Source organism: Clostridium neuense (assembly GCF_045310695.1).
GTDB classification, from domain to species: Bacteria; Bacillota; Clostridia; order Clostridiales; family Clostridiaceae; genus Clostridium_S; species Clostridium_S neuense.
Genome location: NZ_JBJIAA010000020.1, coordinates 56,565 through 75,957 on the forward strand (window position 1 = coordinate 56,565; position 19,393 = coordinate 75,957).

Sequence of the window (19,393 nt, forward strand, 5' to 3'; positions counted from 1 at the left end):
ACTACGTTTTTAGGTTTATAAACGTTTTCTTGGAAATCTCCTCCTAGTGCAAAGAATAAAAAATTATGCTATTTTTATACTGACCAGTAAGTACAAAAACAAGAGAGGAGGAAAATTATGGAGCAAAAAGAATCAAAATTCACAAAAAGTTTCTTATGGAAGATTATAGCCATAATTACTTGCGCAATTATGTTTATTCCTATGATGTATTCACTTTTCTATTTAGGGGCATTTTGGGATCCGTATGGAAATTTAAAAAATGTGCCTGTAGCTTTCGTCAACCTTGATGAACCTTATAATAATGATGGCAAAAGTTACACCTTGGGAAAAGATTTAGAGAAAAAACTTAAGGATAATGACTCCTTTAAATGGGAATTTGTTGGCTATAATAAAGCCAAGGAAGGTGTTGATAACACCTCATATTACGCCATGATAGTAATTCCAAAAGATTTTTCTAAAAAATTAGCCAATTCAACAAATGGTAATTTTGAAAAACCGCAAATAATATACAGAGCAAATAAAGGAAGAAATTTTATATTCTCTCTACTTTCACAAAAAGGTGCAGAGAGCATTCAAAGTCAAATAACAAATAGCATTTCAAAAGAAACTACTAAAACTTTAGTTGACAAGCTATATGATGTAAAAGACTCTTTAAAGGATGCTAGTGATGCACAAGATAAAATTCAAGATGGAACTCAAAAGCTATTTGATGGAAGTGGTACATTGGCTACAAACTTAGTTTCTGCATTTGATGGATCTAATAAATTAAAAACAGGATTAAATCAATTAACTGATGGAAGCAAACAGCTTAATGATGGTTTAGGAGCTGCTTATAATGGTTCAAATGCTCTTGGCAATGGATTAGGACAACTTGCACAAGGACAAAAGAAAGTTGTTGGTGGTTTAAGTGATTTAGATAACGGATTAACTCAATTTAAAGCAGCTATTAATCAAACTGATGGAAAAATGGATCAGTTAGTCAAAGGTTCTGATCAATTAAATGAAGGTGCTAAAGGACTTAATGGTGGAGTTGATAAGCTTAACAAGTTAGTTTCCGGTAGTCTTGATCAAGCAGCTAGCGGTCTTGATTCAGCTGCATCTTACGCTGATACAGCTGAAAAACTTTTAGATAAAGCAACAGCTGAAATTTCAATAGATCCTGAACAAGCTAAAAAAGATATAGCAGCTGCAAAGCAAATTACAGATATAATTAAGCAAGGTAATACTAGTATATCCAGCAAATTGAAGGCTAGTAAAAATGTAGTTAGCGATAATCTTTCAAAACCAGTATCCACTTTAGGAGTTTATACATCACAAATAGCTGACGGTGTAAAACAAGCTAGATCATCAACTTCAGATACCATAGATAAATTATTAAATGGAACAAGAGCTCTTGAAGCTGGAAGTGGTCAAGTTAATGATGGATTAACCACAGTTGCTTCAAAAACAAATGATCTTACAAATGGTCTTGGGAAATTAAGTAATGGTTCAAGCACACTTATGACTGGTTTAAACACAGCAGCTTCAAGCACTGGAACTTTAGCAAGTGGTTTAGGACAATTAAGCGATGGAGCAAAAACTCTAAATAGCAATTTAGGAACTTTAAATGATGGAACTAAGAAATTAAAAGATGGCTTAAATGATGGATATGACAAAATAAATAATAACTTAAAGTTCACTTCTAATGCTATGTCAAAGTTTGTTTCTAACCCAGTTAACTTAAGTGATCAATCTATAAATGATGTAAAGAAATACGGCGAAGGGCTTGCACCATACTTCATTTCGCTTTCATTATGGCTTGGTGCTATGTTTATAAACCTTGTATTAACTTTGATAGATAAGCTTAAATTAGCTGACAATAAATTTTACAATAATTTCTTAGGTAAATATGCAGTTGGTGTTGTCTTAGTAACAATACAAGCTATAGTACTGGCAATATCGCTAAATGCTGGTTTAGGCTTAGATGCTATAAAAACACCTTATTTATACTTAAATAACATATTTACTTCGATAGTTTTCTTTAGTGTAATGTACGGTTTATCGGCAGCCTTTGGAATTATGTCAACACCAATATCCTTTGTACTGCTTATATTACAGTTATCTTCCTGTGCAGGTACATTCCCTATAGAAACATCTCCGGTGTTCTACAGAGTAGTTAATACCTTTATACCTATGACTTATACTGTTAATGTAGTGAGGATGATACTTAGTGGAATAAACCACTCTGGATTGATGCAAAACATCTCAATACTTTTAACATTTATGTTTACATTCCTCATAGGAGGTTTCTTAATAAAAACTCTTAGGGAGAAGATTTCTAAACAATTGATTTCTAAGCAGTCTGCAGAAACTGCAGCATAATTTACAAATCCCATACTGATAAATAAAAAAGCTTCTACGCAATTAGTTGTGTAGAAGCTTTTTATTATTGTTTCAATTTTATATATAGGCTAATTCATAAATAATATAGCTTTAATATAAATTTTGATGTAAAATATATTGAAGTTTTATTGTTTTTTAAATTTATCTTGAGGAGAGATTTTAAATGAAGGTAATTGTAATTGGCGGCGGTGCATCAGGAATAACTGCAGCAATTTCTGCTAAAGATTGCGGCTGCGACGTTTCAATAATAGAGAGAAATGATAGAATAGGCAAAAAAATATTAATTACAGGCAACGGAAGATGCAATATAACAAATGAAAATATAAACGAAACCAGATATCACAGTCAAAATAATGGTTTCTTCAAATACGCTTTAGATAAATTAGACAAACAAGCCACCATAGATTTTTTTAATATGCTTGGTCTTCCTCTTACAACCCTAGAAAGTGGCAAAATGTACCCAATGTCACTTCAAGCCTCATCTGTGCTTGACATATTAAGGCTTGCCCTTGAAGATAGAAATATACCAATATACACAAATTCAAAGATAGTTAAAATAGAAAAAATAAATAAAATCTTTAAGATATATAATTCAAATGATGAAATTTATGAGTGTGATAAAGTAATACTCGCATGTGGAGGTAAATCTGCGCCTAAAACCGGTTCTGACGGTCTTGGATTTAAATTAGGTACAAATATTGGTCACAGTATAATAAAGCCCCTTCCTGCTATAGTACAGCTAAAATTAGCACATAATAGCCTTAAAGCTCTATCAGGAATACGATTTGATGCTAATGCCAAAATTTTTATCAATAATAGTTTAGAAAGATCAGAGTTTGGTGAAATTCTGTTTACTGACTATGGAATATCTGGTCCAGCTATACTTCAACTTAGTAGAATAGCATCCATCGGGATTGAAGAAAATAAAAATGTGGCTTTGGAAATAGATATCTTACCCAACATAGAAGAAAATAAAATCCAAGAATTTTTTGAAAATCATTTTGGAATGTTTTACTACAGAAGTGTGCATGACTCTCTTATAGGAATTATACATAAGAAGCTTATACCCATAATACTTAAAGAAGCTAATGTATCAAATATCCATAAGCAATGCTGTGATTTAACCTGGGAGGAAAAATCAAATATATTAAGGCTTCTTAAAAAATGGGTTTTTGTTGTCAGTGGAACAAATTCATTTGAAAATTCTCAAGTAACTACAGGTGGAATAAACACAAAAGAAGTTGACCATAAAACACTTCAATCAAAAATTGTCCCAGGTTTATACTTCTGCGGCGAAATACTAGATGTTGATGGAGACTGCGGTGGTTTCAATCTTCAATGGGCATGGAGTTCTGGATTTTTAGCAGGACAAGTGAAGTAATAATACTTCGTCGCATTAAAAAAATCCTATAAATCTAAGGTAAAAAGATCATAAAATCCTAAGATATTTCAATAACTCGCGGGAAAAATGCTCAAACAGATTGAAATATCTAAGTATTTTATGATTTTTTTACCAAGATTTATTAGAATTTTTTTAAACTGTTTCTTCAGCATTATTACTTCACTCTCACGGTAGTGCAAGGAAAAAATCCCTCCGTACCTACGTGATTTTAGCTTTAAACTTGCACAGTCCATTATATATAAATTCTTATATCAAAATAATGTCATTTGTAAGTTTTAAATTTATGGATTATCTTTTATTGAAAAATATCAGGATTAACCATGGGAACAATCAGTTCGCAAACTTCTTCATTATTATCGTAGCCCCAATAGCATTGATAAAAACCATCTCCAAATCCAGATGCTATCATGACCATTCTATTATTGCTTTTAGGATTTTTCCATTCAATGAAGTCTCCGCCCTCGCGTTGATATGCAGGCAAAGATTTTTCACTTTCTGCAAAATAATAGGAAAAATAATCATCATAATGATTTTTTTCAGGATTATCTTTTTCCCAATCTTCTAAAAAACTACGATATTCATTTGCAACCTGTGCATCACAAAAAGACATCATCCCTGCCTCAACTGGAAATCCTGTTAAATACCCATCTGAACATTTTCCAGCTGCACTTTCTGCGGTTGATTCAGCGCACACATATGAAACCGCTTTTGTATCTTTGATTTTTAAGCGAGAAGTACACATACGAATGCCAACATATGGGCTTCTAAAAATAGATACTTCAACTGGATATACCCCTATAGGAACATGAATTACTAAATGTGGACACATTTGCCCAGCCGCAAGATAGCAAAGCGGATCAGAAACAACAATTTCCCCAGTTGGACAATCTATCTGCCCTATTGTTAAATAAAATCTTGTTTGATTCTTTACAAATTGCCGTTCAATATCCTTTATAGAAATTTTAGTTTGACTAATATATTTCAAATTTTTTGCAAATAATACTCGTATGTCTGGTTTCTTTTCAGTAACTTTCTTATTTTCCTTTATAAAATGTTTATTAAGTTTTTTACGAAATAATCCCATTATACCCCACCTAATATATATTAATAATTATCCATACCATTACCTCTTTCTAATACAAAATTCTCATATTAGACAAAGAATCCCATTATTCAATATTTCGAATAATGAGATTTTTACTTTTTCATACAGCTTCGCTAAATATAATTTTTTCTTATCCCTTTAAGAATTCAGTTTTTATTAGCGTAAGTTTTTCTCCTTCGCTATTTTTAATAACATGATCAAAGATATATTTATCCTCTGTTTCCTGCATTTGTGTTTGCACAGTTATAGTTTCTCCATATGAAGTTTCTTTTTCATAAATAACTTTTATATCGGAAACAGAACAAGTTTTCATAATGTCACTAGGTATATTTTCAAGAGCCCAAGATATGTATTTAACATTATTAACATGTCTATTTGTATCTATGTCGCTATATCTTACATCAAACCTTTTTTCACTGTTTATTTCAGAAGGCAATAAAAGCTTTTCAAACTCAAGCTGCTTATCGTCATCCTTTGTAAGTCCATAGGCGTTGTAAAGATCTTCTGGTACTCTGCAAGGTCTCCTCTTTTCAGTATTGATTAAAAACCACAGTGAGTTCGCCTCTCCTATTTTTTCTCCTTTATTAAAAATTTCAAACTTTCTGTATGCATAAAATTTTCTTATAGAATAAGGATTTGTTGATATAGTAACAGTATCATCATATTCAGGATATTTGTCCATATGTACATCCCATTTATATACAACCCAAGCTATCTTGTTGCTCATCAAATATTCTATACCTACACCAAGTTTTTCACTTTGATACGTAGCTAAGTCTCCCATATAGTTCATTATAGACACAATGTTTGCTTTGTTATTGTAATTAACCTCATACAGATGAACATTGTAGTCCTTCTTCATAATTTTACTCATATAATCAACTCCAATATAAAAAATAAGCATTACCAATGCCTTGTAGATAAATTACTTCAACTAACAAAGTTTATTTGCACAAAAAGATAGCCTTTTAGTACAAATAAACTTTAAGTTTCATATAGTTTATCTTTAATTATAGCATTGATAATGCTTATTTACTATACAGTTTCTTTATTTAATTCTTGCATTATTTCATTTACGTCTAATCCATGAACCATAGCAGCTTCCTCTATAGTTTCTCCTTGAGCTGATGGACAAGCTATACAACCCATTCCAAAACTCATGAGTATACGAGCTGCATCTGGATATATTCTTAAAGCTTCGCCAATTGTCATATCCTTTGTTATCTTCATGACACATCTACCTCTTTTCTTTTATTGATGATTATATTATACCCAAGTTTTCCGAGTTGTCAAAATTTATTTTATGGCTTTACTTTAAATAAGTGTTAATTTTTACACTTATTTAAAATAAAGCTTCTTTTAATCATTCTAGCTATTTTTATATATCACTTACTTTTATTGTTTGATCTCTTTTTGCTCCAACAGAAACAATTGATATTTTAGTTTCAGTAAGTTCTTCTATTCTCTTTAAGTATTTCTTTGCATTTTCAGGAAGCTTATCGTAGCTTCTAGCATCAGCTACTTCCTCGCCCCATCCATCAAATTCTTCGTATACAGGTTTGCAAAGTGCTAAATCTTCTAAGCTTGCTGGTATATAATCTATAGTCTCTCCATTAAATTCATATCCGACACACATCTTTACTTTATCTATTCCAGCTAAAGTATCTATTTTAGTTATAGCAAAGCTTGTTAATCCTGAAACTCTTGCAGCCTGCTTTAGAATAACAACATCAAGCCAACCGCATCTTCTTGCTCTTCCTGTTACAACCCCGTATTCATGTCCTGCTTCTCTTATATGTTCTCCCATTTCATCAAATAATTCAGTAGGGAATGGTCCTTTTCCAACTCTAGTTGTATATGCCTTTGCAATACCAACAGCACTATCTATCATAGTTGGCCCTATTCCAGTTCCAGGACATACGCCGCCACCTATGGTATTTGATGATGTAACATAAGGATAAGTTCCGTAATCTATATCCAAAAGGTTTCCCTGAGCTCCTTCAAAAAGTACGCTCTTTCCCTTTTTAATTTCATCATAAACAATAACAGAAGTATCTTTAACATATGCTTTCATTCTTTCTCCATATTCAAGATACTCTTCACATATCTCTTTATAATCAAAGCCTTCAATACCATACACTTTTGTTAATATAGCATTTTTTATCTCTAAGTTTGCTTTTAATTTTTCCTTGAATATCTCAGGATGCATTAAATCACAAACTCTTAAACCAGATCTTTCTGCCTTATCTGTATAGCAAGGGCCAATTCCTTTTCCTGTAGTTCCAATGTCATTTTTACCTCTTAACTTTTCACTAGCACCATCCAATGCTCTATGATAAGGCATTATAAGATGTGCTCTATCACTTATAACTAATTTTTCAGGAGTAACTTCAACACCCATATTATTTAAATATTCAATTTCCTCAAATAAAGATTTTGGATCTAAAACAACTCCATTACCTATAATATTTAATTTATCACTATATAATATTCCAGATGGTATTAAATGTAATTTATACTGTTTATCTCCTACTTCCACAGTATGCCCTGCATTATTTCCACCTTGAGATCTAGCAACAACGTCAGCTCCTTCTGCAAGATAATCTGTCATCTTACCTTTTCCTTCATCTCCCCATTGGGCACCTAAAACAATAAATGCTGACATAACAATTCCTCACTTTCATAACAAAAGATTATTTTATTCAAAATGTACCAAAAATAAATATACCATAAAAAAATTATTTTGTCTTTACTTTTAAACAAAAAATCGAATATTTAGTACACCTATCCTAATATTGTTCGTAACAAGCTGGAATTGTGGTTGTTATCCTTTTTTTCTTCAATGATCTCACTATATATTTCAAAAACCTTTCTTCCAAAGTTCTCTGTAGAATAAAGTTGAGCCATTCTTTTTGCTTCTATACTCATATAATTTCTAAGTTCCTTATTAGATATAATAGCTTCTATATAATTAACGAACTCATCCTTACTTGTATATGTGTACCCAGTTTCCCCGTTTACTATGAGATTTTTTATACATAAATCCCACTTGCATACAACAGGGCATCCACTTGCAATTGCCTCTAAATAAGTAAGTCCTTGCGATTCACTTTTAGAAGCTGTAACAAAAGCTAATCCAAGTCTATAATACTTTTGCACCTCATCAACATCTATCATACCAGTAAATTTAACGTTCTCTTCCATTTTAAGTTCTGTTGCCAAATCTTGAAGTTTTGCAAGATATGGTCCACCACCCACTATAAGAAGTTTTATATCTGGCATATCTTTTAATACACGGTTAAATAGCCTAATTATCTCCTCTATGTTCTTCTCTTCTGCAACTCTTCCAACATAAACTAATATGTCATCAGAACTTTTCAGTCCATATTGATTAAGAAGCTTACTTTTTTCTTCCTCTGATATGTCCTTACTAAATTTCCGTATATCTATTCCTGTTGGAATTATTGCTATATCAGTTGATACACCATAGTCTAACAGTGCTTCTTTAACCTTTTCTGTAGGTGCTATTATTTCGTCAAAAGTATTGCATAATAATCTTATTATCCTTGCCATCGTACCCTTGCCTATTACTTTTCCTTTTAAAAAATACTGCAAATAGTCCTCATACATAGTATGATATGTATGAATTTGGGGTATATTTAATTTTCGTTTTATATATTTTGCTACTATCATAGTGGAAAATTCCGTTTGAGAGTGTATTATATCAGGAGACCATTCGATTATATCTCTTATAATTTTATTTCCAAAAGGCCTTATAATCTTTGCTTGAGGATATACTCTTACAAATCTAGAATTTAAGTAGTATACATCTCCCTCTACATGCTGCTTACCATCATAAGATAAAGTAAGTATCTTAACATCATTTCCCAATCTTTTAAGCTGCTTATATAAATTATTAACAGAAATCACAACTCCATTTATCATTGGATAATATGTGTCCGTTGTTATTAGAATTTTCATTTTACCCTCCATATTCTTATTTTATAAATATGGAAACTCTATTAGATAGCTGCTTAACTTTCCATATATAGGTAAATTACTTAAGTCAAACAAAATTTATCTGTGCAATACTACATAGTTTTACACAAATAAATTTTGAAATTTTAGGCAATTTATCTTTAACAAAACAATTTTACAAAAATAGTATATACCATAATTCTTATATTCACTTAATATATATCTTAAAAATTTCTTAAATATTAGTTATTCTCTTCCGCAAGTAATCTCGCAACATAAACTCCACTTGCAGATGCTTGAGATAATGAATGTGTAACACCAGAACCATCTCCAAGTATATATAATCCTTTAATTTTAGTTTCAAGATTATTATCAACCTCAACTTTAGAATTATAAAACTTAACCTCGACGCCATAAAGTAAAGTATCTTCATTAGCAGTTCCAGGTGCTATATTATTTAATGCATAAATCATTTCTATTATATCATCAAGCTGCCTTTTAGGTATTACAAGGCTTAAATCCCCAGGTGTTGCCTTTAAAGTCGGTATAGTGAAACTTTTTTCCATTCGTCTCTCGTTGGTTCTTCTTCCATTAACTAAATCACCAAATCTCTGAACGATAACTCCTCCTCCAAGCATGTTGCTAAGCCTAGCTATGGATTCTCCGTACTCATTACTATTCTTAAAAGGCTCAGTAAAGTGATTTGACACAAGAAGTGCAAAATTGGTATTTCCAGTATGAAGTTCTGGATTGGAATAACTATGACCATTTACAGTTATTATACCATTTGTATTTTCATTTACAACTTCCCCATGCGGATTCATGCAAAAAGTTCTAACCATATCTCCATATTTTTTTGTTTTATATACTATCTTGCTTTCATAAACTTTATCAGTTATATGCTCAAAAACCTCTGCTGGAAGTTCTACACGTACTCCAATATCTACTCTATTACTCTCAGTCTTTATTCCTAACTCAGAACATATTTCTGAAATCCACTTTGATCCAGAACGTCCTGTTGCCAATATAAGCTTTTTAGATTTAAATGAATTTTTATTTGTTATTACTTCAAACTCACCATCTTTGCTAATTACATCTTTTACTTCAGTATTAAAAAGTATTTCAACTCTTTCCTTTAGGTAATTGAAGATATTTCCCATTATTATTACATTTCTATCTGTTCCTAAGTGCCTTACTTTTGCATCAAGCAAATGCAAGTCATGCTGCAGAGCCTTACTCTTAAGATCAGAATTATTTGTTGAATAAAGTTTAGCTTCTTCTCCACCCATGCTGCACAAAACTTCATCAACGTAATTCATTAATTCTAATGCTTCACTGTATCCTAAATACTTATATAATTCTCCCCCAAAATTATTTGTTATATTATATTTCCCATCAGATAAGCTTCCTGCTCCACCGTATCCATTCATTATATTACAAACAGGGCACTGAATACACGTCTTCACTTTTTTTCCATCTATAGGACATTTTCTTTTATCTAAGCTATGTCCTTTTTCTATCATTAATACTTTCAAATTAGGATCAATCTTTGCAAGCTCATATGCTGCAAAAATACCGCTTGCTCCTGCACCAACAATAATAACATCATAATTCATAAAAAGCCCTCCTAAAATATATAGACATACTAGTTAAAATATCTAGCCCAGGATAAACCACTTCAACCATAAAAATTCACATGTACCAAACACTTAGGAAACGGCGTCTTCGTGCACATAATCTTCAAGCTTCAGGGTGCTTTATCTTTAAGACCAACCTTAACTGTACCTTGTTAATCAAAGTCTGTCAACTGATATAATTTCCATTATAGCCATGTAGCTATAAAATAAATTTTAGCCTTTAAATAATGTATATATACTAATTTACCTTTAACAATATTATCAAAGCTGAATAATTGAGTCAACATTATTTACCAATTGTTAATTAACCTTACCTTTAATATTTTATCAAAAATATGTAAATAATATATTTATGCAACTGATAATGCCATGCAAAACAGCAAGGGGTGAAAATGATGAATGTAGCCAATATTATTACTATTTTTAGATTTATTTTAATTCCATACTTTGTATTTGTATTCTTCTCCAGCTCTCAAAATAGCATATATCTTTCTGTAGTCGTCTTTTTTTCTGCGGGCTTTACAGACATACTTGATGGGTACATTGCAAGAAATTTTAATATGATAACCAAGCTAGGAACTGTGCTTGATCCCCTAGCAGATAAACTTATGTTAATCACTGTATTATCTTGCTTTACTCTAAAAGGTTACATACCAATTTTTATAATAATAGTGCTAGCAATAAAAGAACTATCTATGATATTTACAGGAATAATACTGTACCAGCGCAACGTAGTTATACCTGCTAATATATTTGGCAAAGCATCCACATTTTTATTTTATATATCCATACTCTTTGTTGTTTTTAACAAACTACTAGGAGTAATTCTACTATATTTCGCTCTCTTAAGCACTCTAGCAGCCTACGTAAACTACTTTTTTATATTCATGAAAAAAAAAGAGCTCTAAACCTATTGGAATTTGGATGGCAGCCCACGTGATTTATGAATATTATGCTTATAGGCACAAAGAGTATTTTCTTATCTAATGCTGCAAGAATCTTAAACTTAATGCTTACATAATCACATTAAGCTTAGCACAGCTACAATATATAAATTCCAGGACTTACCTGAGTAAAACAAGAGGTAAATCTACTGTCCTCTGCCAATTGTATGTTGTCAACTGATATAGCAGCTTCAAATAGCATCAGCAGAAAATCTAAAAGCTTTTAAGTTTTCTATAAAAAAACAATCCATTTAAGTGACTTAAATAGATTGTTTTTACTAAATCAATTTATTCTTATTAAACAAGACATCTATTCCATTCCTAAATATTTTAAAATTCCATCAGCTATAGCTTGTGCGGCTTTATTTCGGAATGAAGAATCATTTAACTCCTTTTCTTCTTTACTATTGCTTATAAATGCAATTTCAGTAATTACGGCAGGTGCCTGTGTGTCTTTAAGAACATAATAATTTCCCGTCTTTACACCCCTATTATATGTACCTAAATCATTAACCAATTGAGTTTGAATAAAATTAGCTAAAGCTTGTCCTTTTAAACTTGTTGGATAATAATATGTTTCTGTTCCGTATGCATTGTTACTATCAAAACTATTTATATGTATTGATACAAAAGCATTTGAATTAGCATTATTTGATATGTCACACCTTGCTTGGAGATCTTCCCCCTCACTAGACGGCCATGAAACTTGATCCGAAGTTCTTGTATAAACTACATTTATATTATGCTGCTTCAGTATTTCTCCAGCTTTTAATCCTATATCTAAAGTTATATTTTTTTCAAGTGTACCGTTTTGTCCAACTGAACCAGAATCATAACCTCCATGTCCTGGATCAATTGTTATTGTATATGAAGCTTTAGATGGATCAGGTTGAGGATTTGGGTTAGACAAAGTTTTTATTGTGAAATTCATAATAGTTACAGCAGATAATGCTTTACCATCTACATTTTTAACTCCATTAGTTATCTTTATAGTATAGTTTTTTCCGCTTTCATAGCCTGAGCTTGGCGGACTAATTACAACTTCATTAGAATCAATTTTATATGTTATACCAACATTAACTGCATTACCCTCACTATCATAAACTTGTATAGTTTTTGAATTTACTGTTTTTTCATCAAGCTTCGAATTAAACTTTATTGTCCAAATTTTGTTTGTATCTACATTACTTTTAGGATCTATAGTTTTAATCGGAACATTAGGATCAGTATTTTCATCTACATTGATATTTACTTCCTTAGAAACTTCATTGCCCTTATTATCCACGTAACTTACCCTTATCTTGTGATGTCCATTACTTAAAGATAACTTGTACTCATACCCGCTATCTGCTGAATTAGGATACTGAGGATATTTGCCTGCCAAATCCGGTGTTGGTAAATTGCAATTAACAGTGGTTTTATACCCTCCATCAACAAATAATTTTACTGAAGCTGCACCTGAAGAATTAAGTGTCCAACCTTTAACATCTATATTTCCACTGTAATATGTTTGTCCATCATTTATTTCCAAATCAATTTTTGATTCAAGCTTTCCATCATCATTGCCTGGTTGATGCTTAAATATTGTATCAAATGCTGGTCCAGTTATATCGAGGTCAACTGCTCCATCTACACCATCTACTTGTCCATTTTCTGAATACTGCCATATAGCATATGTACCCCATTTAGGTGTACTTGGTGTTGATACTCCATAATTAGCTATCCATAAAGGATACTTTGTTATATTGGAGTTTAAATGTTCATTTATGTGACTTGGATTGCAATAAATGACGGCAGGAGCTATGGTAGATACACTATCTAAAAACGCCAAACAAGCATCAGTCATATCACCATCACACTGCTGCTCAAAATCCAATACCACAAAATCAACATTTGATGGGCAATTCTGTTTAAAGAAATTTGCCTCCTCAATTGCCTCTTCTTTATTTTGAAACCTAGCAAAATGATATGCTCCAGCAATAAGCCCATTTTCTTTAGTATTATCTATGTCTTGTTTTCCATACTTATCTATATATGTACTTCCTTCCGTAATCTTAGAAATTACAAAACTATACCCAGCATTTTTTATTTTACTAACATCTATACTTCCCTGCCAGTTACTCACATCAATCCCCTTATATTGATTTTCACTTGCTGCCTTTATAAAATTTGTTGGAATTATCATAAAACTTATAAGAACTAATACAAATAAAAACGGTATTGATATTTTGCATACCAACATATTCACTTTTTTTATTAACACCTTATCATCTCCAGTAATTTAAAACTATGTATTAACGCACGTAAAATTTTATTTAATCTTCTAGGCATTGTATATATAATTTAACCCTTAGTTTAAATTGTAAGTTTCATCATTTTACATATCAAGTTAAAACTATACATTTTACATTATCATTAATTTTGTTACAAAAATATTACACTGTAATTACTGGATTTTTTTATTATAAAAAACGACCGTATCAAAATAATTTGATACGGTCGTTTTTAGTAGATTATTGGTAAGGCTTATTTTTCACCAAAGTATCTGTTTAATAATCCCCTAAACATTGCTCCATGTCTAGCTTCATCTTTGCACATTTCATGTACTGTATCATGAATTGCATCATAGTTAAGTTTCTTTGCTAAAGTTGCTAATTCTTTCTTTCCTTCGCAAGCTCCCTTTTCTGCCTCTACTCTTGCAGCAAGATTTTTCTTTGTATCTGCTTCAAGTACTTCACCAAGTAATTCTGCAAATTTTGATGCATGCTCAGCTTCTTCAAAAGCTGCTCTCTTATATGCTTCTGAAACTTCTGGATATCCTTCTCTATCTGCCTGTCTTGCCATAGCTAAGTACATACCAACTTCAGTACATTCTCCAGTAAAGTTAGCTCTTAATCCTTCTACTACTTTTTCATCAACGCCTTTTGCTACTCCAATTTTATGTTCATCAGCCCAGCCTTCAGCTTCTTCCTTAACTTCTACAAATTTATCTTTTCCTGCACCACATACAGGGCACTTTTCTGGTGCTGCATCTCCTGTATAGATATAACCACAAACTGTACATTTAAATTTTTTCATTTTAAAATCCTCCCTTTATTTTCAATCAAATTTATTTTTATTTTTTTATTTTTATTCATTTCCTCTTAACAATTGTTATTATACAATAATAATTATCACTTTGCAATAGGTATTTTAAAAAAAATTTATTTTTTTCCATATTAAATCTTATAAATACTATATTAGGATATTTTTATTAATATTCATTTAAATTCCTTAAATGAATATTAACTTATATTAGCTGTACTTTTTTCAAATATTATAATTTTATTTAATTTTTATCACAAATTGAGTTGACTTAATAATATTAGAATTGTTATAATTTAAATACAGAAGTCGAATTTTGTTTATTTATAGGAGGTAGTATATGAAATCAACAGGCGTAGTTAGAAGAGTAGATGAACTTGGAAGGATAGTAATTCCCATGGAGCTTAGAAGAACTCTAGAAATAGCTGAAAAGGATTCCTTAGAAATATACGTAGATGGTGAAAAGATTATATTAAAAAAATATCAACCAGCTTGTATTTTCTGTAGTGATGCTAGAGATGTTATCAATTACAAAGGAAAAAACATTTGCAAAAACTGTATGGCAGAATTAAAGGCAGGAAAATAAAAAAGTGAAGAGAGGGACAACCTCTCTTCATTATAATATGCAAAATGTACTTCTATTCAAAATTTATAGTTTTAACTTTTCTATCGGTACCTAAATAAGTATTTTCATAGATATTAATTGCATTATCTAAGTACTCCTCAGGATTAAGAAGAGCAGGACTAAAATGTGTAAGCCACAGCTCCTTAACATCCGCACTCCTTGCCATAGTTGCTGCTTCAGAAAAAATCATATGCTTATTTAAAATAGCTTTATCAACTTTCTCCTCTTCACCATACATACCTTCGCAAATAAAAAGATCTGCCTCCGATACAAAGTTCACAATTCTTTCAAGCGGCCTTGTATCTGTGCAATATGCAATCTTAATTCCTTTTCTTTTTTCTCCAAGAACCATTTCAGGCCTATATATAATACCTTCTTCTTCAATAATACTTCCCTTTTGAAGAACCTTCCACAATCTCATTGGTACATTATTTTCTTTTGCCTTTTCTACATTAAATTTTCTTTTTCTATTTACGCATATGACATATGAAATACATTCAACACTATGATCAACTGGAATTGCTTTTATTGTCATATCATCAATTCGAAAAATTTTATCTTCAAAATTATCATCATACTTGCAATCTAATTCTATTAAGTCTACATCAAAGGGTAGTACAGGTGCTACTACCGTAAGCCCTCTAAAAACTTTTTCAAGCCCATTAGGTCCTATTATAGTAATTGGGCGTCTTCTACCAGAATTTGCTATAGTAAGTAAAAGTCCTGTAAATCCCATAACATGATCAGCATGATAGTGAGTAAAACATATAACATCTATATCTTTAAATCCCCATCCCAGCATCTTCATGGATACTTGTGTTCCTTCTCCACAATCTATTAAAATCTTTCTTCCGTTATACGAAACCAAAAGAGAAGTCAAACTTCTATAAGGCGTAGGCAGACTTCCACCGCACCCTAAAAGACATACGTCAATCAATGGAACAACTTCCTTTCCAATTATTCTATGTAATTATATAGATATTCTCCAACTTCATATAATATCTCTATAATTTAAGCAGCAGTAGTATTATAGAAAGTAAGCATAAGCACATGCTTATGAGACATATAAAACTCACAACCTGTATTTCATTCATACCTTTTGATGCAAGTCTATAATGTATTTGACTCCTATCTGCCTTATAAATAGGTTTACCATTCAAAAACCTTTTTATTATAACAAATATATTGTCAAATATAGGAACCCCAAGTGCTAAAATTGGAATTAAAATAGATATAATTGTGGTTTGCTTAAAAGCACCATCTAAAGCTATTATTCCAAGCATAAAGCCAAGAAAATTTGCACCAGAATCACCCATAAAAATTTGAGCTGGAGGCTTATTATATCGTAAAAAACCTATGGTAACGCCAACCAGAAGTATTGACATTTCAGCTGAAGCTGGCTGACCCTTTACTAATGCCACAATAAACAAGGTAGTTGCAGAAATAGCTGATAAGCTTCCAGCGAGCCCATCCATACCATCACACCAATTTATAACTGTTGTAACTCCAACAATCCATATTATGCTTAATGAAAACTGTAAAAATTCAGGAAGTACTATGTAACTATGGGTAAATGGATTGTTATATCCCTGAAAAACAACGCCAGCTTTGTATACTATAGTTGCAGCAATTATTTGGACTGCAAGTCTTGGTAAAATTCCAAACTCTTTTCCTTTAGTTTTATACCAGTCATCAACTAAACCTATTAAAAGTACAAGCATGGCTGATACCAGTATAGAAAAAAACTTTTTATCAAATGGTCTTATAAATATAAAACATCCTAATAAAAATCCAATAAATATCCCAACTCCACCCAAGAGTGGCATTGGTCTCTCATGTTTTTTTCTCTTTGTTGGTAGGTCAACAAAATTTATTTTAAAAGCTATCTTTTCCATGTAAGGTGTAACAACAAATACAATAAGAAAACCTACTAAAAGTATAAACAAATATCTCATGTCTACCTCTCCTTACGAAAAAACCTATTTAACTACTAATTTATTGGTCTTGAAAAATTTAAAATTATTCGCGCCTTTTACAACTCACAAATTAATCCTTAAATTGTTTTTCCTTTATATGTTTACCGATTAAATTTTTAATTTATACATTGCCTCCAGTTTCTTTAACATAAAATTTTCAAATGCATACAAGCTAGGCTCTAGCGAAACAATCATTTAGCTAAGCTTTAAATACATTATATCAGTATTTTTTCAATTTTCATAAAAATTTTTTCTTAAATTAAAATATATATCCATATTTATACATCTATACCTTTCATATACTCTGATTTTGTTCATCTTCAGCCCTTGACTGATCCTATAATTAAGCTTACAATACAACTTGAAATATAAATTATATAAGACAGTTCGCAATCCATCCTGTCTATAAAAAAAACCAGGGCTTATTTAACTACCTTGCAAGGTGGTTTTTTGTTTACAGAGCCGTATGGGCTCTTTTTTATTATGCAGCCTATGAAGTCTTTAACTAAGTTTAATAAAATATCTGCAAATAGCTTATGAATATTAAATAAAGAGTAGAGTAAAGGTGGTTTATTTATGTATACACTAAAAATAGAACACAGCTTTGATAGCGCACATTTTCTTAAAGATTACAATGGCAAATGCAGTAATATTCATGGTCATAGGTGGAAGGTAGAAGTAGAAATTCAATCCCCCACATTAGTAAGTATGGGACAACTTGATGGTATGGTTGATGATTTTGGCACACTCAAGGAAAATTTAAGAAAAATGTTAGATACTTATGATCATGCCCTTATAATAGAGAAGCATAGTTTAAGAGAATTAACTTTTAAATGTCTAACTGAAGATGGTTTTAAAATTATATCTGTAAATTTTAGACCCACAGCTGAAAACTTTGCAAGATTTTTCTTTAGTAAGATAAAGGAATTTGGATATAAAGTAAAAAAGGTAACGGTTTATGAAACTCCTAACAACAGCGCTGCCTATACGGAGGATTAATATATGAACTTTAAAGTAGTTGAAAAATTTATAAGTGTAAATGGTGAAGGATCACGATCAGGTCAATTGTCTGTATTTATAAGATTTGCTGGTTGCAATCTAAGCTGCAATTACTGTGATACAAAATGGGCAAATGAACGCAACGTAAAGTATGACATAATGACAGAAAATGAAATATACAATTATATAAAGGCTACTGGAATAACTAATGTAACCTTAACAGGTGGTGAGCCCCTTATTCAAAACGACATACTTAGCTTGTTAAAACTCTTATCTAGCGACAACAACCTATTAGTAGAAATAGAGACAAACGGAAGTGTAAACATAAAAGACTTTTTACTAGATAAAAACCCACCATGCTTTACAATGGATTACAAGTTACCAGACAGTGGCATGGAGGACTACATGTGTATCTCTAATTTTAATTACCTTACTAAAAAGGATACAGTTAAATTTGTGGTTAGTTCAGTAAATGATCTAAAAAAAGCAAAGGAAATAATAGATAAATATGAACTTATCAAAAAAACTAATATATATTTAAGCCCTGTTTTAGGGAGAATTTATCCCAAAGCAATTGTTGATTTTATGAAAGAAAACAAATTGAACAAAGTAAATCTACAACTTCAAATTCACAAAATTATATGGTCTCCAAACAAAAGAGGTGTTTAAATTATGGCAATTGATAAAAAAGCAATTCAAAAACATATAAGAGGAATCTTAGAAGCACTTGGTGATAATCCTGACCGCGAAGGTCTTAAGGATACGCCAGAGCGTGTAGCAAAAATGTATGAAGAAGTATTTAAAGGAATGGAATATTCAAATGATGATATTGCTGAAATGTTTGATAAAACCTTTGACGAAGATCTCGATGTTTCAAAGACTTCGAAGGATCTAGTATTTGTTAAGGACATAGAAATTTTTAGCCACTGCGAACATCATCTTACTTTAATGTATAACATGAAGGTTGCAGTAGCCTATATTCCAAATGGTAAGCTTATCGGCCTTAGCAAAATTGCAAGAATTGCTGACATGGTTTCTAGAAGACTCCAGCTTCAAGAGAGAATAGGAAAAGACATTGCAGAAGTAATGGAAAAGGTAACTTCTTCAAAGGATATAGCCGTTATAATAGAAGGAGAACATGGATGTATGACCTCAAGAGGCATAAGAAAACCCGGGACAAAAACAATTACAACAACCTTTAAAGGTAAATTTGAAACAGATGACTCTTTAGCAAACAGATTATTGACACTATACAAATAAA

17 protein-coding genes are annotated in these 19,393 nt (G+C 31.3%); 7 read left to right on the forward strand and 10 right to left on the reverse strand.

What is annotated here, in order from left to right; all coding sequences use genetic code 11:
• The first annotated feature begins 117 nt into the window (after positions 1-117).
• Entirely contained in the window at positions 118-2,361 is a 2,244-nt protein-coding gene (locus ACJDT4_RS20240) for a YhgE/Pip family protein (RefSeq protein ID WP_406789410.1), read from the forward strand.
• A 184-nt stretch (positions 2,362-2,545) separates the two neighbouring features.
• Positions 2,546-3,763, forward strand: a complete 1,218-nt coding sequence (locus tag ACJDT4_RS20245) for a BaiN/RdsA family NAD(P)/FAD-dependent oxidoreductase (protein WP_406789411.1) — start codon at positions 2,546-2,548, stop codon at positions 3,761-3,763.
• Positions 3,764-4,079: 316 nt separating this feature from the next.
• On the opposite strand, the gene ACJDT4_RS20250 is transcribed toward ACJDT4_RS20245, so the two are convergent.
• The 6 genes from ACJDT4_RS20250 to ACJDT4_RS20275 all read right to left on the reverse strand — a co-directional run bounded on the left by ACJDT4_RS20250 (position 4,080) and on the right by ACJDT4_RS20275 (position 10,483).
• Positions 4,080-4,868 (reverse strand): DUF4241 domain-containing protein, encoded by a 789-nt coding sequence (locus tag ACJDT4_RS20250; RefSeq protein ID WP_406789412.1) that lies wholly within the window; start codon positions 4,866-4,868, stop codon positions 4,080-4,082.
• A 151-nt stretch (positions 4,869-5,019) separates the two neighbouring features.
• Positions 5,020-5,763: an acyl-[acyl-carrier-protein] thioesterase gene (locus ACJDT4_RS20255; protein WP_406789413.1), complete on the reverse strand. Its 744-nt coding sequence runs from the start codon at positions 5,761-5,763 to the stop codon at positions 5,020-5,022.
• A 161-nt stretch (positions 5,764-5,924) separates the two neighbouring features.
• On the reverse strand, positions 5,925-6,119 hold the full coding sequence (locus ACJDT4_RS20260) for a DUF1858 domain-containing protein (RefSeq protein ID WP_406789414.1): 195 nt from the start codon (positions 6,117-6,119) through the stop codon (positions 5,925-5,927).
• A gap of 148 nt (positions 6,120-6,267) precedes the next feature.
• Positions 6,268-7,554 carry an adenylosuccinate synthase gene (locus ACJDT4_RS20265; RefSeq protein WP_406789415.1) on the reverse strand — a complete coding sequence of 429 codons (1,287 nt, stop codon included), beginning with the start codon at positions 7,552-7,554 and terminating at the stop codon, positions 6,268-6,270.
• Between the two features lie 119 nt (positions 7,555-7,673).
• Complete coding sequence (locus ACJDT4_RS20270; RefSeq protein WP_406789416.1) at positions 7,674-8,870, reverse strand: glycosyltransferase family 4 protein; 1,197 nt, start codon at positions 8,868-8,870, stop codon at positions 7,674-7,676.
• Positions 8,871-9,109: 239 nt separating this feature from the next.
• Positions 9,110-10,483 carry an NAD(P)/FAD-dependent oxidoreductase gene (locus ACJDT4_RS20275; RefSeq protein WP_406789417.1) on the reverse strand — a complete coding sequence of 458 codons (1,374 nt, stop codon included), beginning with the start codon at positions 10,481-10,483 and terminating at the stop codon, positions 9,110-9,112.
• Positions 10,484-10,899: 416 nt separating this feature from the next.
• Between ACJDT4_RS20275 and ACJDT4_RS20280 the strand changes: the two genes are divergently transcribed.
• Positions 10,900-11,412, forward strand: a complete 513-nt coding sequence (locus ACJDT4_RS20280) for a CDP-alcohol phosphatidyltransferase family protein (RefSeq protein WP_406789418.1) — start codon at positions 10,900-10,902, stop codon at positions 11,410-11,412.
• A gap of 346 nt (positions 11,413-11,758) precedes the next feature.
• Here ACJDT4_RS20280 and ACJDT4_RS20285 read toward each other — a convergent pair whose 3' ends face one another.
• Together ACJDT4_RS20285 and ACJDT4_RS20290 are read right to left on the reverse strand one after the other, a co-directional pair.
• Positions 11,759-13,711 (reverse strand): N-acetylmuramoyl-L-alanine amidase, encoded by a 1,953-nt coding sequence (locus ACJDT4_RS20285; RefSeq protein WP_406789419.1) that lies wholly within the window; start codon positions 13,709-13,711, stop codon positions 11,759-11,761.
• A gap of 263 nt (positions 13,712-13,974) precedes the next feature.
• Positions 13,975-14,526 carry a ferritin family protein gene (locus tag ACJDT4_RS20290; protein WP_406789420.1) on the reverse strand — a complete coding sequence of 184 codons (552 nt, stop codon included), beginning with the start codon at positions 14,524-14,526 and terminating at the stop codon, positions 13,975-13,977.
• 346 nt (positions 14,527-14,872) lie between these two features.
• Here ACJDT4_RS20290 and ACJDT4_RS20295 point away from each other — a divergent pair, with 346 nt between their 5' ends.
• Positions 14,873-15,118: an AbrB/MazE/SpoVT family DNA-binding domain-containing protein gene (locus ACJDT4_RS20295; RefSeq protein ID WP_406789421.1), complete on the forward strand. Its 246-nt coding sequence runs from the start codon at positions 14,873-14,875 to the stop codon at positions 15,116-15,118.
• A gap of 52 nt (positions 15,119-15,170) precedes the next feature.
• On the opposite strand, the gene ACJDT4_RS20300 is transcribed toward ACJDT4_RS20295, so the two are convergent.
• Complete coding sequence (locus tag ACJDT4_RS20300) at positions 15,171-16,094, reverse strand: ribonuclease Z (protein ID WP_406789422.1); 924 nt, start codon at positions 16,092-16,094, stop codon at positions 15,171-15,173.
• 67 nt (positions 16,095-16,161) lie between these two features.
• Positions 16,162-17,112 carry an MraY family glycosyltransferase gene (locus ACJDT4_RS20305; protein ID WP_406789423.1) on the reverse strand — a complete coding sequence of 317 codons (951 nt, stop codon included), beginning with the start codon at positions 17,110-17,112 and terminating at the stop codon, positions 16,162-16,164.
• 597 nt (positions 17,113-17,709) lie between these two features.
• Here ACJDT4_RS20305 and queD point away from each other — a divergent pair.
• From queD to folE, 3 genes are read left to right on the forward strand one after another with little or no spacing between them, the layout of a single operon-like run.
• Positions 17,710-18,132: a 6-carboxytetrahydropterin synthase QueD gene (queD, locus tag ACJDT4_RS20310; RefSeq protein ID WP_406789424.1), complete on the forward strand. Its 423-nt coding sequence runs from the start codon at positions 17,710-17,712 to the stop codon at positions 18,130-18,132.
• Positions 18,133-18,135: 3 nt separating this feature from the next.
• The gene (gene queE / locus ACJDT4_RS20315; RefSeq protein ID WP_406789425.1) at positions 18,136-18,801 is read left to right on the forward strand and encodes a putative 7-carboxy-7-deazaguanine synthase QueE; all 666 of its coding nucleotides are present in this window, start codon (positions 18,136-18,138) and stop codon (positions 18,799-18,801) included.
• Positions 18,802-18,804: 3 nt separating this feature from the next.
• Entirely contained in the window at positions 18,805-19,392 is a 588-nt protein-coding gene (folE, locus tag ACJDT4_RS20320) for a GTP cyclohydrolase I FolE (protein ID WP_406789426.1), read from the forward strand.
• The last annotated feature ends 1 nt before the right edge of the window (position 19,393 follow it).